At 50.0% G+C, this 15,249-nt stretch carries 14 protein-coding genes; 6 read left to right on the forward strand and 8 right to left on the reverse strand.

Annotation, left to right across the window (positions count from 1 at the left end; genetic code table 11):
• Window positions 1–384 precede the first annotated feature (384 nt).
• Together AC2FNE_RS04185 and AC2FNE_RS04190 are read left to right on the forward strand one after the other, a co-directional pair.
• Window positions 385–1,071 carry a fumarylacetoacetate hydrolase family protein gene (locus AC2FNE_RS04185; protein WP_170608352.1) on the forward strand — a complete coding sequence of 229 codons (687 nt, stop codon included), beginning with the start codon at window positions 385–387 and terminating at the stop codon, window positions 1,069–1,071.
• A 258-nt stretch (window positions 1,072–1,329) separates the two neighbouring features.
• Window positions 1,330–1,746, forward strand: coding sequence for a VOC family protein (locus AC2FNE_RS04190; protein ID WP_170608350.1), 417 nt, complete (start codon window positions 1,330–1,332; stop codon window positions 1,744–1,746).
• A gap of 15 nt (window positions 1,747–1,761) precedes the next feature.
• Here the strand turns inward: AC2FNE_RS04190 and AC2FNE_RS04195 are convergent, their stop codons facing one another.
• Window positions 1,762–2,019, reverse strand: a complete 258-nt coding sequence (locus AC2FNE_RS04195) for a hypothetical protein (protein ID WP_496804835.1) — start codon at window positions 2,017–2,019, stop codon at window positions 1,762–1,764.
• Between the two features lie 216 nt (window positions 2,020–2,235).
• Here AC2FNE_RS04195 and AC2FNE_RS04200 point away from each other — a divergent pair, with 216 nt between their 5' ends.
• Window positions 2,236–3,057, forward strand: a complete 822-nt coding sequence (locus AC2FNE_RS04200) for a carbohydrate ABC transporter permease (RefSeq protein ID WP_170608346.1) — start codon at window positions 2,236–2,238, stop codon at window positions 3,055–3,057.
• Here the strand turns inward: AC2FNE_RS04200 and AC2FNE_RS04205 are convergent.
• The 5 genes from AC2FNE_RS04205 to AC2FNE_RS04225 all read right to left on the reverse strand — a co-directional run bounded on the left by AC2FNE_RS04205 (window position 3,054) and on the right by AC2FNE_RS04225 (window position 8,081).
• Window positions 3,054–3,851 carry a glycerophosphodiester phosphodiesterase family protein gene (locus AC2FNE_RS04205; RefSeq protein WP_170608344.1) on the reverse strand — a complete coding sequence of 266 codons (798 nt, stop codon included), beginning with the start codon at window positions 3,849–3,851 and terminating at the stop codon, window positions 3,054–3,056. The genes AC2FNE_RS04200 and AC2FNE_RS04205 overlap by 4 nt on opposite strands.
• A 23-nt stretch (window positions 3,852–3,874) precedes the next feature.
• Window positions 3,875–4,924 (reverse strand): sn-glycerol-3-phosphate ABC transporter ATP-binding protein UgpC, encoded by a 1,050-nt coding sequence (gene ugpC / locus AC2FNE_RS04210; RefSeq protein ID WP_170475671.1) that lies wholly within the window; start codon window positions 4,922–4,924, stop codon window positions 3,875–3,877.
• Complete coding sequence (ugpE, locus tag AC2FNE_RS04215) at window positions 4,921–5,832, reverse strand: sn-glycerol-3-phosphate ABC transporter permease UgpE (RefSeq protein ID WP_170608342.1); 912 nt, start codon at window positions 5,830–5,832, stop codon at window positions 4,921–4,923. The genes ugpC and ugpE overlap by 4 nt, the downstream gene beginning before the upstream one ends.
• Before the next feature lie 8 nt (window positions 5,833–5,840).
• Complete coding sequence (locus AC2FNE_RS04220; RefSeq protein ID WP_170475668.1) at window positions 5,841–6,722, reverse strand: carbohydrate ABC transporter permease; 882 nt, start codon at window positions 6,720–6,722, stop codon at window positions 5,841–5,843.
• Window positions 6,723–6,785: 63 nt separating this feature from the next.
• The gene (locus AC2FNE_RS04225) at window positions 6,786–8,081 is read right to left on the reverse strand and encodes an extracellular solute-binding protein (RefSeq protein WP_170475666.1); all 1,296 of its coding nucleotides are present in this window, start codon (window positions 8,079–8,081) and stop codon (window positions 6,786–6,788) included.
• 133 nt (window positions 8,082–8,214) lie between these two features.
• Between AC2FNE_RS04225 and AC2FNE_RS04230 the strand changes: the two genes are divergently transcribed.
• Window positions 8,215–8,922, forward strand: a complete 708-nt coding sequence (locus tag AC2FNE_RS04230; protein WP_496804836.1) for a metallophosphoesterase — start codon at window positions 8,215–8,217, stop codon at window positions 8,920–8,922.
• Between the two features lie 249 nt (window positions 8,923–9,171).
• Here AC2FNE_RS04230 and AC2FNE_RS04235 read toward each other — a convergent pair whose 3' ends face one another.
• The gene (locus AC2FNE_RS04235) at window positions 9,172–11,019 is read right to left on the reverse strand and encodes an adenylate/guanylate cyclase domain-containing protein (protein WP_496804837.1); all 1,848 of its coding nucleotides are present in this window, start codon (window positions 11,017–11,019) and stop codon (window positions 9,172–9,174) included.
• A 260-nt stretch (window positions 11,020–11,279) separates the two neighbouring features.
• Between AC2FNE_RS04235 and AC2FNE_RS04240 the strand changes: the two genes are divergently transcribed.
• A complete protein-coding gene (locus tag AC2FNE_RS04240) occupies window positions 11,280–11,783 on the forward strand; it encodes an Hsp20/alpha crystallin family protein (RefSeq protein ID WP_496804838.1) in 504 nt (167 codons plus the stop codon).
• Window positions 11,784–12,007: 224 nt separating this feature from the next.
• On the forward strand, window positions 12,008–13,600 hold the full coding sequence (locus AC2FNE_RS04245) for a trypsin-like peptidase domain-containing protein (RefSeq protein WP_496804839.1): 1,593 nt from the start codon (window positions 12,008–12,010) through the stop codon (window positions 13,598–13,600).
• On the opposite strand, the gene AC2FNE_RS04250 is transcribed toward AC2FNE_RS04245, so the two are convergent.
• Window positions 13,601–15,217 carry an MFS transporter gene (locus tag AC2FNE_RS04250; RefSeq protein ID WP_170608332.1) on the reverse strand — a complete coding sequence of 539 codons (1,617 nt, stop codon included), beginning with the start codon at window positions 15,215–15,217 and terminating at the stop codon, window positions 13,601–13,603.
• Window positions 15,218–15,249: the final 32 nt, after the last annotated feature.

Consider the following 15,249-nt stretch of genomic DNA (forward strand, 5'->3'; position numbering starts at 1 on the left):
ATTCCGACGTATCGCAACCCGGTACGAGAAAACGTCACGCAACTTCATGGCCATGATCAAACTGGCCTCGATACGATTGTGGATCGAGTTTTATGAGTCGGCTGCCTAGTATTGTTTCCAGTTTTCAGTCAATGGCGGGAAATTTGATCTAACGTTCGGATCAGCGGGCGTTGGGCGTTCGGCGTGGGAATACGTTTTGTGCTTCCTGACTCTCGACGATGGCGCAAGTTATCCGCGTGGGAGTGAACGAAACTATGGTTGGGACACCGTTTTCAAAAAGCAAATCATCTGTACTAAATGGAGCACATCAGGATACTTTTCGGCTTAGCCAAACAGTCACTCGAATTAACAAAACGGTTTTCAATTGTTTGCTGGAAAGCATAGATGCCCGAATACTCTTTTCCACCTCACCCTCAAGTTTCCCTTCCTGTATTGGGATCGACGGCTGTTTTTCCAGTGCGTCGAGTATACTGCGTCGGCAGAAATTACGCAGCCCACGCTGTCGAAATGGGTCACGACGCCGATCGTGAACCACCATTCTTTTTTCAAAAAAATCCGGACAATTTGGACCCTTCGGGTGAGTTTCCGTACCCGTCTATGTCAGACGACGTGCACTACGAAGTCGAACTTGCAGTCATGCTGAAGTCCGGCGGCGTCAACATCGCGGTCGAAGAGGCTGCACGCCATATTTTTGGGTATGCGCTGGCTGTTGATATGACTCGGCGGGACTTGCAAAGACGGCAAAAAGAGCTTGGTCGTCCATGGGAGGTCGGTAAGGCCTTTGAACGATCTGCTCCGGTTGGGCCAATTCATCCGGTATCTAGCGTCGGATTGATCGCTGATGGTGCTATTACCCTGTCGCTGAACGGAAAGCTTCAACAAGTGGGGGATGTCAGTCAAATGATTTGGAAAGTTCCCGAGATTATCTCGTACCTAAGTGAATATTTCGAGTTGGCAGCGGGTGACGTTATCCTCACTGGAACGCCGTCTGGCGTTGGATCGGTTCGAAAGGGAGATGTGATCGAAGTCGCTGCCGCCAATTTGGGAACCTTTGATGTCAAGATTGTATGATCGTGGGTTGGTGACTAAAAGTAAGGCTGCAAGATTGGATTTTGCACAGTTTAGTCGTGAACGAGGCTCGCCAGCGTTACAGTCTCCGAAAGCGGTTGCGCGCGCAAATTGTTTCAATAAAGACAAAGTCCCCAAGGCAGGCAGTCGTCCAGCATTTGGGTTAGTGCGACACAATAACTAGCGTCTGCCGTATGGCAGTTGAGCAGTTTTCCCGTTACTTTTCTGGTTGGCATAAGACATAGTGATCGGCGTCCTCCAATGAAGCTTGAATTTCATCATATCAACTTTGTCTCGAAAGATGTGGACCAAATGCATGACTTTTACACGAGGTTGCTGGGTCTCGAAGATATCCCTCAGGAGAATTTTCCGCGCACTCAAGCGACAGGTGAGACCGGGTATGATGGCAAGATCAAATTTGCCTCAGATGGTGCAGTGCAAATGCACCTTGCAGAACGCCAGCTTGATGTCGCCTTCAAGAATGGGCAGGTGATCAATCCAGTAGACTGTGGACATATTGCGTTCCGTACCGATGATATTTCAGCGGTACTTGAAACCCTCGAACAAGAGGGGATTCCGTATTCTGACTACGGCACAACCTTTGCAAAAGAATGGCACCAAGTTTTCTTTCTAGATCCAGAAGGAAACGTCATCGAGGTTCATCAACAAGTCGGATGATTTTCTCTCTGATGATTACGAAACTTCGTCCCAAATAGTCTGCCATTCGTCGGCCACGGAACCCGGGTGTCTATACTTTCCGGCGCGTCGGTACCAATACTCTGCATTGCCATCGTCACCCTCGATCCGATGAACCAGTGCGTGAATCCAGTCAAATGTCGGCTCACCCTCGTAATCCTGGCAGATCTCATGCGCCTGCTCCATTTGGTAGCCCGCCTTGAAATGACCGTTCCTTAGTAGCTCTAGTGATTTTATCAGCAACTGTTGGTTCATTCGGTTATTCCGTTCAGACAGTTTGATTTATCCACAACATTGCACAACGGTTGCAGGATGCACTAGCCAAGTTCAAAGCGGAAAACATTTTGCACAAAGACATCTCTGACAAGAAAAGAAGAAAAATCACAAACCTGCACCTGTCTTGTGTAATCGGTCTCATGGTAGATTGTTGAGCGGCGCAAAGTAAGTGTTGGCACCAAAGTTATTATGAACATGCGCAGAAAGCACTTCGGAACTGTACTCGACCATATTTTACTGGTCTCATTTACAATTGTTATGTCTGCACCCTTGGGTTTGGTATTCTGGAACGCTGGCAAAACAGGGGGGTTGTCTGCTCGAGGTCAGGATGCTGTCACGTCAATGGATGGATACCTGGAGAACTTGGCATTCTTCCGCGATTTGGCGGCAAACACAAAGGCGGCCGATTTTTCGTGGATGCTTAGCTCAAGCATGTTTTTGGCCTTGGGAATTGCTACGGTAACAACGGTTGTGGCATTTCTTGCAGCCTACGCAATGACCCGTTTCCCTGGTCGTATACCCAAAATTTGCTTTTGGATAACGGTTGCGACCTTGTTGTTCCCGGTAGAGGCAAGAATTCTAAGCACCTTTGATGTCGCCGCTGACTTGGGTTTAATCGACACGTGGCCCGGTGCGATTTTACCAGTGTTGCCGTTGGCTCTTGCGACTCTGGTTTTTCGACAGCACTTAAAACTGATCCCAGAAGAAATTTTTGAAGCCGCTTTGATGGACGGCGCTGGTGCCATACGCATATTGCGGGATTTTCTGGTTCCATTGTCGAAAGCGCCAATCGGCGCGGTTTTTCTAATTTCATTTGTGTTCGGTTGGAATCAGTATCTGTGGCCACTTATCATTTCGGTGGACGATCATATCTATCCCTTGATGCGCGGATTAAACTTGGTTGTAACCGGATCCGGTCCCGGATTAGTTGTTGCATCGGTTTCGATGCTGCCTCCATTGCTACTTGTTCTTGGGTTTCTTCGCCTGATGACCCAATTGACGGCCATACGAAGCTAAAGTGTATTGAGATAGTCAGAAAGTTGTCGAGCTTGGTCAGTCATTATAACGCCAACGCCCGCTTCAATTAATTTTCCCCAGACCTGATCCGGACTGGATTTTGCAAGCGTGTCACTTAATCCGCAGCAGTGAACAGGATCCAGAGTGTAGGTCGAAATCTTCATTTGATCACCGGCAACTCGGCAGGCCTCTGCAAGCTTATCAATGTCGTCGAACCACAACTCAGCGCAGGCTATGCCGGCGTTTCGTAAATCTGCAATATGACAGAGGTCTGCGGTCGATAGATTAACCTTGGCCATGCCCATGAGACCGCTTTTCTCTTCGAGCGCGAGCAGGTTTGAAATTTCGTCTTTGGTCGACGTGTCTATTTTGATCGAGCCGCTAAGGGTGCTCGATTTTTGCTCCAGATACTGTGCGACTGCTGCAGTTTCACTGGGATTTTTTACGTCAACGTCAAAAAAGGCACCTTGGGGCAGATCAGAGAGCAGCTCCGAGAAAAGGGGCACAGTTTCGCTGGTGACCTGTTTCGAGCTTCCTCCGGAACCTTCGCGCAGTCTAATTCGCGAGATGTCTTTTGCAGTGAATTCGGAAACGCGGCCCGTATGATCGGTCATTCTATCAAGGGTATCGTCATGAAAGACGACGGGCTCACCGTCAGATGAAAGCTGAAGATCTATCTCGACGATACCGTATGGCGTCGCCTTGTGGATCGCTGCCAGCGAATTTTCCGGCAAGGGACCCCACAGACCCCGATGGACTGAGATCAAAACATTGTTCTTGCTGTTCCGAAACATTTCTCGGAACCGATTTTTTGCGTTCATGTCAGGATACGTTGACCAGTGGCCTCGTCGAATAGAAGCACGTCATCGGGTTGAAAACCGATTTTTATGTGGCCCGAAGGAGCAGGTAGGTCTGCGTCTTGGGCCAACGTGATTTCCTGACCGCCAATGTGACCGTGAACAAGCCGCGTCGCGCCTAAATCTTCTAAAACTGTGACATCAAAACCAAAGCCAGCCTCGCCATTCACGATCTTGATGCGCTCAGGCCGAAGACCCATCTGCACTCTGCCCGAGTGCTTGACTGAATAGGGTATCGACTGCCCGTCAATTTCCAGTGACTCTCCGGTTGTCGTTGCTTCGAGCATGTTCATGGGCGGAGCCCCGATGAAGCTGGCAACGAAAGTCGTGGCCGGGTTGCTGTATATTTCTGCAGGGGTGCCGATTTGTTCGATTTGCCCGGCATTTAGTACAACAATCCTATCCGCCAAAGTCATCGCTTCGACTTGATCGTGAGTGACATAGATTGCAGCAGTCTTGAGACGGCGTTGAAGCTTTTTTATCTCGAGTCGCATCTGATTTCTCAGCTTGGCATCCAGATTGGACAAAGGCTCGTCAAAAAGAAAGATGGCAGGATGGCGAACGATTGCTCGCCCCATTGCAACGCGTTGTCTCTGTCCACCTGATAGCTGGCTTGGTTTACGATCTAGGAACTCCGCGATCTGCAGCAATTCGGCGGCCTCTGACACTCGGGTGTCAATTTCGGCCTGTGGTGTCTTTCGGTTTTTCAGACCGTAAGCAAGGTTCTTGCGCACCGACATGTGAGGGTAAAGAGCGTAGTTCTGGAAAACCATCGCGATATTTCGGTCTGCGGGTTCGAGTTCGTTGACAATTCGTCCGGCAAGTTCGATTTCACCTTCGGTTACGCTTTCCAATCCGGCAACCATTCGCAGCAGTGTCGACTTCCCACATCCGGACGGCCCGACAAAAACCACAAGTTCTCCGTCCTCAACATCAACAGATACGCCTTTGACCGCATCGGCGCCGTTGGGATAAACTTTTTTGACGTTTTTTATTTTGAGGGTCGTCATTTTTCCTGCTCCACCAGGCCCTTGATGAACATCCTTTGGAATATCAGGATGACCGCAACAGGTGGGATCATCGCTAACATCGCCATAGCAAGGGCTTCGTTGTATTTCGGAATGTCGGCGCCAATCATGTTCTGCATGACTTGTTTGATGCCTCGAACGAGTGTGAAATAAGTTTCATCCGTCGTCATAAGAGTTGGCCAAAGGTACTGGTTCCAGCCAACCACGAACATGATGATGAAGATTGCCGCCATCATTGTCCTGGACAATGGTACGAGGATGTCGATCAGAAAACGCCAGGCATTTGCTCCGTCGATCCGCGCCGCTTCAAGCAATTCATTAGGAACTGATTTGAAAAACTGCCGGAAAAAAAACGTACCGGTCGCAGAGGCAATAAGCGGAAGGATCAACCCTGTATAAGTATTCAACAAACCAAGCTGCTGGACCACTTCGTAGGATGGCAGAATTCTGACTTCCAAAGGGAGTAGAAGCGTTAAGAAAATGATCCAGAAGGCTAGGTTGGCAAATGGGAATCTGAAATAAACGATGGCGTAAGCAGCAAGCATCGAAATGACAATTTTGCCAACGGCGAACCCAATTCCGAGGATGAAACTGTTTTGCGTCATTAGCCATCCGGTAACTTCTCCGGTGAAGCCACCTTGTTGGTTCAGAACAGTTGAGTACGTTTGCGCAAATTGGTCTCCCCAACCGAGCTGCATACCTTGGCGGTGAATCAGCACGTGGTCGAAACTTGACGTGGTGAATGCCACGACCAGTGGCGCCATCATCAAAAACACGCCGAACCACAAAACTACATGGTCGTAGATACGCACTCCACCGAAAGTTTTTCGCGATGGTGCCGGTTTTGCATGCGGAACAGAGGCTGACTGTTCAAGCTCGGTTGTTGTCATGTTTCACCTCAATTGTAATGCACGCGGCGTTCGATCAATCGGAATTGGGCGATCGTCAACGCAAGCACGATGAGCATCAGAATTACGGATTGCGCGGAGGAACCCCCGAGATCATTGCCTCGAAACCCGTCACGATAGACCTTGTACACAAGCGTCACCGGAGAGTTGCCAGGCTGATCCTTTACGATCAAGTCGATGGTGCCGAAGGTCTCAAACATTGCGTAGGTAATATTCAAGATCAGTAAGAAGAAAGTGGTCGGCGCAAGAAGCGGAAAAGTGATGGTCCAGAAACGACGCGTCTCGGACCTGCAATCAACACGGGCGGCCTCTTTTACGGAAGTTGGGATAGACTGGAGCCCCGACAGAAAGAAAATGAAACAGTAAGGTACTTGCTTCCAGGTAGACACAATGATCATCGCGATTCCTGTGTCCCAGTAATTGACTCCTACGCGCATTTCCCAACCAAAGAGGGCTACGAACTCGACGAGCGGGCCAATGTGCTGGTCGAATAGCATGACGCCTATCAACCCAGCAACGGGAGGCGCAATTGCGTATACCCACATCAACAAGGTCTTGTATGTGGATTTTCCTCGCAAGACTCGGTCGGCAGAGACGGCGAGCATTAGTCCAAGTGCAAGGGACATCAGCGATACGATGACTGTAAATACTGCCGTGAACCAGGCCGTGCGCTGGTAGTCAGAACCTGTCAAAGCAACCCGATAGTTGTCGAGACCGACGAATGTCGCGTTACCAAAAAACGGGTCTTCCAAAAAAAAGGATGATCTTATTGCTTCGGCAGCAGGCCAAAGAAAAAAGACCGCAATGATCCCCATTTGCGGCAAGAGCAAAAGATACGGAAACCAAGGGTTTCTAAACTGGGATTTTTCCACGGCGACCCTTCCCCTTGAGCGCGATATGGGGCAGGGGCGAGAACCGCCCCCACCGTTGTAAAATCAGTTCGTCTTCGAGAAGCGTTCGAGCAGCTGGTTGCCTTCTTCTTCGATCACGGCAAATGCCGACTCGACGTCGGTTTCACCTGCAAAGATGCGACCATACTCGCGGTTCATGACGTCACGAATTTGAACGTAGAAACCCATTCGATAACCCTTTGAATTATCACCGCCGGGCAGTGAAAGTTGCAGGATGCCAACTTCAGCCTGTGGTTTCTCCTGGTAATAACCGGATGCCTTTGTCGCTTCGTACGCAGCGGTTGTTATCGGCACATAACCGGTTTCAGTGTGCCAGAACTGCTGAATGTCTGTCGACGACAGGAACTTGAAGAACTCTGCAGAAGCTTTGTTTTCTTCGTCCGAATGACCCGAGAGTGCGAAAAGTGCTGCGCCACCAATGAAGGTCTGTGTCGGATTGGCCGTAACCGACTCCCAATATGGAAGATAGGTTGCCGAGAATTCAAAATCAGCCGAGTTCAGAAGACCGCCAAACGAGCCGGACGAGCCGAGCCACATGGCGACTTCCTGGTTCTCGAACGGAGTTTGGTTATCGCCCCAACCGGCGCCGTAATAGCCATACCAACCGCCATCCAACCACTCTTTAACTTTCGAGAAGTGCATCTTGATGGCGTCGTTGTTCACTAGAATCTTGGTGCCATCGGATCCATCAAAACCATTGTTGTTGGTCGCAAATGGAATGTTGTGACGTGAATGGAAGTTTTCGGTGAAAATCCATGGGCTGTGCGACTGCGCAAGCGGGATGTAACCTGCCTCTACGATTTTTGGCGCGATAGCCTCGAATTCTTCCCAGGTTTTTGGTGGCTCAACACCAGCTTTCTCAAGAGCGGCAACATTATAATATAGAATTGGCGTCGAAGAATTGAAAGGCATGCCGACCATCTTACCATCCGAGTCAGCATAGAAATACCGGACGCCGGATATGTAGTCGTTTGCATCAAAGTCTATACCCGCCTGTTGGATTAAGTCTTCGGCTGGTATTACCGCTCCTTCAGCACCGATGATCGTAGCAGCACCTGCGTCAAATACTTGGACGATGTTCGGCTGTTCACCAGCGCGGAATGCCGCAATTGTCGCTGTTAGTGTGTCTTCGTACCCGCCTTTGTACACCGGGGTCAAAACAATCTCGGACTGCGATTCGTTAAATTTGTTTGCGATCGCATTCACAGTTTCGCCCAACTGCCCGCCGTGGGCGTGCCACCATTCAATTTCAGTCTGCGCGAGGGCTGGCACAGTGAAAAAAAGGGCTGCCGCGGAAGCGGCAAAAGTAAGCTTCTTCATCATTGAACTCCCAAATGTGTATTCCTTCCGCGTTCTTATGCGCGATATTTGCAGTTTTTGTGAAACATCGGGCAGAGTCCAGCATTATACCTGCTGCAGTGCAGCGGTTAGAGCTAGCGAGGTTAAGAAAATCATGCGGTTTCTGTTTGTAACGGACCTTCACCTACGGGAAACTGACGTTGATGATTTTTCAACTCATGTAAGGATTGTCGACGCCGGACTAAATTTCGCTGGCGAGAACTGGCCAGACGCCGAGTTTTGCGTGATCGGAGGCGACATAAGTGACGACGGCACCCGGTCGACCTATCGCTGGCTTAAAACCCGCCTGCAGTCATTGCCGTTTCCTTCAATTCTTATACCCGGTAACCACGACAACCGGTCGGTTATGCTGGAAGAGTTTGAAATCGAAAGCCCGTTTATTCATTCAGCCGTGGACTTCGGTCAATATCGATGTTTGTTCCTTGACACACTCGACCCAGGTAATGACAGCGGGTTTATGTGCCCCGAACGCCTGACCTGGATTGAAGCTGAAGTCAGCAAGGCGGGCGAACGCCCAATAATAATAGTAATGCATCACCCACCATGTGACATCGGCGATCCGATCCTGGATCCGATTAAATTAAGAAATTATAGAGAGTTGGCAGATGTCCTGGAACCTGCCAACATCGCTCAGATTTTCTTCGGGCACATTCACCGCAACCTTGCGACGACATGGAATGGAATTCCAGCGATGTCACTTGCGCAACCAAATAGAGACTTGCCGACATTGTCAGTTGAGCTTGTTGGCGATCGTATTGCGTCCACATACCGAGCATCGCGTTCCAATCTCTCTGGCAGGTGAATACAGTTTTTGACACATCGGTTTTGCATCGGGAAATTACGGAAAATAACTAGTTAAACGTCTGTATAATTCCGGATGCGCTCGCTCGCCCAGAGTTCTATTAATTGCGGCTAAGAATAGAAGAAGTTCAACACGTAACTACTTTCACTGATGAAGAAAATTATGTTTTCGGGGCAGGTAATTTTTGAAACTGGACATTCGGTGCCTGAAATCTCAGTTGATTACCTGGCACAAATCTTTGGGTTTTAACTAATTCACGTTAAGAGAATATATTTCAACCAGCTCCTCTCTCCCGCGAAGTTTGTGCGCGCCGATGCGCTCGAACTCAAGCGGTTTGACCAAAGCGCTTCGGACGGAACTGGAGGTGAGAACATTTACTTCGGATTCCGAGTTTCCCAAACTTCTACCAGCTTCTTCGAGCCTTTGCGCAACATTTACTGCATCTCCGACAACCGTGTAGCTGAGCCTGCCTTCGCTGCCTATATTCCCTACAACGACCCGACCAATGTGAATCCCAATTCGTAACCTGACGGGGTGCAACAACCCTGCCTCTGTTCGTTTGCTAATGTTGAAATCCTTGATCCACCGAGCAATCTCAATCGCCGCTTGGCATGCCAAATCCGCTGCGTCATCCTGATGTTCCAATGCGCCCCAGATTGCCATCACAGAATCTCCGATGAACTTGTCGATGGTACCGCCGTTTCTTTGAATACAATCGGCCAGCCCGGCAAAGTGTTCGTTCAAAAATAGCGCAACCTGAGGCGCCGTGAGATGCTCAGACAGAGTTGTAAATTCAACGATATCCGTGAACATTATTACGACATCGCGATGCGATGAATTTATTTGCTTACCGGTATGATGGCGCATCAATTGGCGCACCAGTCGTTTGGGTACATAAAGTTCAAACCAGCGCAACCCGTCGAGCATAAAGTTGTAGGAACGTGCTGCCTCGTCCAATTCTCGGAAGAATGACCCTTCGATTTCAGCGATGTTGGAAATATCCAGGTCATGAACTCGCTTGGCACTGTCAGACAACCGCCGGACGGGTTGCGCAATCTTTTGACCGATTAGGGCTGCCATTCCAGCCGAAAGCACTGCCATGACGAGGCAAAAGATAATGGCCCACTTCAATCTGGCTGCTTCTGCGATGATATCGTGGGCTTCAAAATATGTGGCTACGGTCAGCGGTTGTGCGCCATAGCTCGACAACTCATCAAAGAAAATGACGTATTCCCACTCTGCGTAGGCAACAAAGCGCGTGTTTGTGCCGGTCAGAAAGTACTTTGCGACGCTAAAGCGATCATTCGGCTGCCACATAGCCGAGACGATAGGATCTGAAAACCGGTCTTGCTGCGGAAGAGGCGCCGAGCGGTTCAAACCAGAATAACCAAACGCCATAAGTGGATGCGCCAGAACGGAATTTCTTCCATACAGCATAAAAACATTTGCGCCGAACTCCACTTCTTGGTCAGCCAAAAATTCGGAAAGCTTCACAATGGAAACCCAAGCTGAAAGGACGCCGACTATTTTTCCTTGCCGAACAACTGGTTTTTGATAATTCAAAACAGCCTGACCGTATTCTTCTCTCCAGAGTATGTCACCCCAGCGGGATTTTCCTGTCTCGATTGCACTATTTACTAAGTTCAGCAGGTCCACATCATCGCCGAGCTTCAAAAAGATCGGCACAGTCTCGTCCTGTACGCGTTCGACTCCGGTCAAGATTTGATCTCGGTCTATAAACTGAAGACGCAAAATCTGGGGAGTAGCCGAAACAGCACCTAGCAACAGGCTGACGAATTCCTCAGAACCATCAGGTTCGACTTCGTCGGAGGCAATCCGACTTGCAATAAAGTCAACTTGGTCGGAAGCCGCGGTCAGATATCGCTCAACCTGCTGACGTTGAGCACCAATAATCAGTTCCGCCTTTTGTGTTAACAGCTCTGAGGTGTTTCTATAGCCAACGATCAAGCCGACACCTAGAACTCCGGCAACAGAAGTAAGAACAAAGAAGCCCAATCCAAGCGCCAGCGCAACGGACATGGAGGCATGCCATTCGCCACCATTCGATGCATCAGATTTTGTTTTCAAGCCCCCCATGACACGTCCTGTGAACGAGCCTGCATTAAAGCTTTCTTCAATAAACTATATACAATTTGTTGAATTAGTTAAAGTTTCGCATGTCTGCTTGGGAGCCTATCGGAAACCCCGGCACATGCCGTGTACCAATGAACGAAAACACCCGAAAACAATGTAGCCACTCAAGTTCCAGATAGTTTGAGCAAGATCAAAGCCTGCCAGTGCATTTTTCGGCACACTTAGCTGGCAAGCTGATCTCGCAATATTAGGAGGTTTTTGGAATGCTCGAAGAAAAGAAGACCCCGCAACTTACCACTGGAATGCACCCCTTCACTGATCATTTCCGCCGCGAAATGGAGACGATGATGTCACGGTTTTTTGTTGGACCTACTACGTTCCAGCCAATGGATACGGCGGCGCAGCGGACGGGCTTCCCGTCACTCGATATGACTGGCGCTATTTCTCCAGCGGTCGACATAAACGAGACGGATGCGGAAATTGTTTTGACGGCCGAACTGCCCGGATTAGGCGAAGACGATGTCGACATAGAAATCAAGGATCGCCGACTTACGCTGCGCGGTCAAAAAAAGATCGAATATGACGACAATAGCAATCTGTATGTAAGCGAACGAAGCTATGGCAGCTTTGTTCGGGCGATGACGTTGCCGGAAACGGTCGATATCGAAAAGATCACCGCGGAATTCGACAAGGGTGTTTTACATATCAAAATGCCAAAAACCGAACCACGGGATCCAAGCCGAAAGATCACGGTTTCCTCTAAGTGATCCGCGTTAGTTCCACAAAATACTCAGTTTTTCTTTCATCGCCCCTTCGGTCTATCGGGTCGAAGGGGGTAAAGCGGGCAGCGCTGTGTAAACTGTTTCAGGTGATGGTTTGGAGGCGTCACGGAAAATCTTGCGGCATTCAAAAATCGCTGTTTTTTGGCAGCGATAGGTTTTTAGATTTCGCGTGCTAAAGTGTTCAGGTCACCTTTGAACGGGGGTCGATAATGCAGGAACCGGGCGCGAGTGATACGACATCACCGTCGGATGCCTTTGAAGGTGACGTACGTGCATTTCTTGAGAGCTTGACTGGTCCTTCGCGCGGCAATGTAATCTGGCTGGTTGATAACGCTCTGACAGTGTCTGTCGATGAGAGCCGTGCCTTGGGTCTTCGGCAGAAGAGTGACGTGCCGCCCCATGATGAAGATTTCGCGACACTTCAATGGTTAAACGGCGTGTATACGCTGACTGCGCTGTCCGGACGCAATTTATGGGTCAATGGGCAAAAAGTCTCGTCGACTGCCCTTGGACATGGCGACATGATCGAGTTTGGCGAACATGGGCCGATTTCTCGGTACAGGGTGTGCAATCATAAGTTTCCCGCGCGCCATACAGTGGAAGACATTCTAAGTGACGCTTATGCCTACGCTCGAACGAGCCGCCGACCTTTCGCAAAAAGGGTGTCTGGCGCATTGCGAGAAAGTGGTCGTCGGCTTGCGTCACAGACTACTGTTTTGTTCCGGATTACTGTCCTCGCCTCACTGCTTCTTATCGCAGGTTTGGTATTTCTGCTTTATCAAAACGACAGAAAACTTGCGGAAAGTATTCAACAGGAATCCCGCAAAATCGAAGCGGTTGCTGTTATGCTTGCGCAAACGCGGGAGGACGCGATAACCCCTGAAGATTTGAGCGCTTTGAGGAGTGCGTTTGAAAACCAAGCTATCGCAACCGAGCAACGTCTTGGAACACTTGAACAGAGGGCAGGGGCGCCGACACGGATTATTGACGCCTCGACGCGATCTGTCGCCTTTGTTCAGGGTGCATATGGCCTGCGTCATTTAGAAAGCGGTAAACTTTTGCGGCATGTATTGGGCCCAAACGGAGAAAAGCTGCAAACCCCGTTTGGACAGCCTTGGATAGAACCGGATGCAACTGGTGAGCCTGCGGAATTTCAATTCACAGGTACAGGGTTTTTGATTGAGGGTGTTCCATTACTGGCGACCAACCGCCATGTCGCGTTGCCGTGGACTTCTGGCGATAGGGCGAAGGCTCTCAAAGGCGCTGGTCTGGAAGCAGAAATGTTGAGGCTGGTGGCCTATCTGCCCGGTCAGGCTGAGTCAATCGAGGCTAAATTAAACCAGTTCAGCGAAACGGCCGATCTGGCGCTTTTGTCAGTCGACCCGGACCGGGTTGAAGGGCTAGGTCTGCCACTTGCAAATGACCAGCCCCGAGCTGGCGAAGAAGTTTTCCTGTTGGGATATCCGACCGGCCTCAGGGCGTTGATCGCGCAGGCCGGTCCGGATTTTCTAGAAACGCTTGAGAAGGATGGTTCTGTCGACTTCTGGAAGATAGCCGCTCGGCTTTCTGCGCAAAGCCAGATTCAACCTCTCGCCAGTCGGGGAATCGTTGCTCAAACTAACCCGGGCTCTGTCGTATACGATGCAGAAACCACAACCGGTGGAAGTGGTGGGCCTGCGTTAAACAGAAAAGGAGAGGTAGTCGCAATAAACGCTGCGATTTTGCCAGAGTTTGGCGGGTCAAACATTGGTGTTCCAGTTTCACACCTAAAAACACTACTGAGGGATTCTTTAAACCAGTAATTATTCACTGGTTTGAAAGCGTGACTTCTGCACGAGGAAAATAACGGTAAGCGGAACCACAACAGAGATTGTTGCCACCGCGATCAGCAAGTGCCCCAGTTGGCTGTAGTCAGCAGTCGACGTCACGACGCCCGTATCAGGGTTGGTAACCGCGCGTGTGACAATGAAATTTTGATTCAGGTACTTGGTACTGAGGCTGCTCGCAGACAGGGCCATGTTGGTGAAAGATGCCATCACCGCGAAAAAGGTTGCTTTGAGTTGTGGAGGAGCGTTTCGCGCAATCCAAGCCAACATTGGAACCATCGCTATTTGTCCTAACGGTGACTCTACTGCGGTGTCTAGAATGGCGATAAATCTTGCATCGACTATTCCTCCGGTGCGCGCGGCAGTCCATTCGTGCACCCCGTAGTACAAAGCAAGATTTGGCAGAGCGAGGACGCCTGCGGCGATCGTCAACATAAACACAACCTGTGCGATTGAGCGGTTGGCCATATAGGGTCTAAGAATTATCAGTCCGAGTAATGCAAGCAGAGACGTCAACAAAGCGAGTACAGCCAGGAATTGCTCGTCAAAACCAAGCTCATCGATTTCGAACCAGGTCAGACCAGGACCCGGCAAAGGAACCGCCCGGAAAACAAAAATGATAATTGCGGTTCCGATCAAGGCTTGTGCTTGTTTTGGATCCAGCTCCTTAAGTAGGCGAGACATAAGGTAAAGGATAACCGTTAGCGACACTGCAAAAATGGTCTCTTGCGCAAACTCGAAATTCGCGGTTCCCAGCACGATGCTGAGCACAACAAACGCAAGGCCGCCCAGCAAAATCGGCCACTTGACCTCGGTTGCTTCTTCCGGGGCATGCGGCGGGTGCCCCTGACGAACGCGCTTACGCTGGATAAAAGTGTGAAACACAACTCCGCTAACGGACAGCATTGGTATGACCAGCGCAATCAGATAGACTTGACCGTATAAAGCGAGACGTTCGGTCTGTTGCAGATCTTCGGTTCCGGAAAAGATCCATATGTTGACCGCCGCAACTGCTGCAAACCCGGAAATGATTGAAACTCGGCCCAAGGTTTGCATCGTTGTATGCTGCGCGCGTGTTTCTTCAGGCGTAAAGGGGTGGCCGTTGTTGTCCACTTTAGGCACTGCCTCGACCGTCATTGCATCGGCGACGACATCCTGAATGGCATAGCCTGATGGGGCCAAGAGAAGCGCAATCACGTACCAGTCTTCCAGCGGCATAACGTCGGCCATTCGACCGGGTGCCGATACTAGCCCGTACATTGTAAGCAAGGATAGCGTAATCAGAGATGCACCAAACAGGATCAGAAGGGACTTCCAACGCCAAAACAGGTCAACGATGTGCCCCAACGGCATTTTTAGTATCCACGGGAGCCCAGCCCAAAACGCTAACCCTGCCACAAAAGCTGCTGATAAATCGAGGTAATCTTTTAAAAAAAAAGCCCCGACCACCGATGTCAAACCGGAAACTCCGGCTGCAAAATATACCATTAGCGGCGGCAGGTACGACCATTGCAGTTGTTGTGCCAGATCAACAAAAGTTCTGTGCCACCAAGCCGACAACTGTGCGCCTATGGAAGTCTGTTCCCTATTCATATGTCAGCGGTGCACGTCAATTATGGCCCTTT

It is taken from the genome of Ruegeria sp. YKSD179, from assembly GCF_059612885.1.

What these genes read in the sequence shown, in the direction of transcription:
- AC2FNE_RS04230 (WP_496804836.1), top strand. Translation starts at nt 8,215, where the DNA reads ATGCGGTTTCTGTTTGTAACGGACCTTCACCTACGGGAAACTGACGTT.
- AC2FNE_RS04240 (WP_496804838.1), top strand. Translation starts at nt 11,280, where the DNA reads ATGCTCGAAGAAAAGAAGACCCCGCAACTTACCACTGGAATGCACCCC.
- AC2FNE_RS04245 (WP_496804839.1), top strand. Translation starts at nt 12,008, where the DNA reads ATGCAGGAACCGGGCGCGAGTGATACGACATCACCGTCGGATGCCTTT.
- AC2FNE_RS04235 (WP_496804837.1), bottom strand. Translation starts at nt 11,019, where the DNA reads ATGGGGGGCTTGAAAACAAAATCTGATGCATCGAATGGTGGCGAATGG.
- AC2FNE_RS04205 (WP_170608344.1), bottom strand. Translation starts at nt 3,851, where the DNA reads ATGTTTCGGAACAGCAAGAACAATGTTTTGATCTCAGTCCATCGGGGT.
- ugpE (WP_170608342.1), bottom strand. Translation starts at nt 5,832, where the DNA reads ATGACAACAACCGAGCTTGAACAGTCAGCCTCTGTTCCGCATGCAAAA.
- AC2FNE_RS04225 (WP_170475666.1), bottom strand. Translation starts at nt 8,081, where the DNA reads ATGAAGAAGCTTACTTTTGCCGCTTCCGCGGCAGCCCTTTTTTTCACT.
- AC2FNE_RS04185 (WP_170608352.1), top strand. Translation starts at nt 385, where the DNA reads ATGCCCGAATACTCTTTTCCACCTCACCCTCAAGTTTCCCTTCCTGTA.
- AC2FNE_RS04200 (WP_170608346.1), top strand. Translation starts at nt 2,236, where the DNA reads ATGCGCAGAAAGCACTTCGGAACTGTACTCGACCATATTTTACTGGTC.
- AC2FNE_RS04195 (WP_496804835.1), bottom strand. Translation starts at nt 2,019, where the DNA reads ATGAACCAACAGTTGCTGATAAAATCACTAGAGCTACTAAGGAACGGT.
- AC2FNE_RS04250 (WP_170608332.1), bottom strand. Translation starts at nt 15,217, where the DNA reads ATGAATAGGGAACAGACTTCCATAGGCGCACAGTTGTCGGCTTGGTGG.
- AC2FNE_RS04190 (WP_170608350.1), top strand. Translation starts at nt 1,330, where the DNA reads ATGAAGCTTGAATTTCATCATATCAACTTTGTCTCGAAAGATGTGGAC.
- ugpC (WP_170475671.1), bottom strand. Translation starts at nt 4,924, where the DNA reads ATGACGACCCTCAAAATAAAAAACGTCAAAAAAGTTTATCCCAACGGC.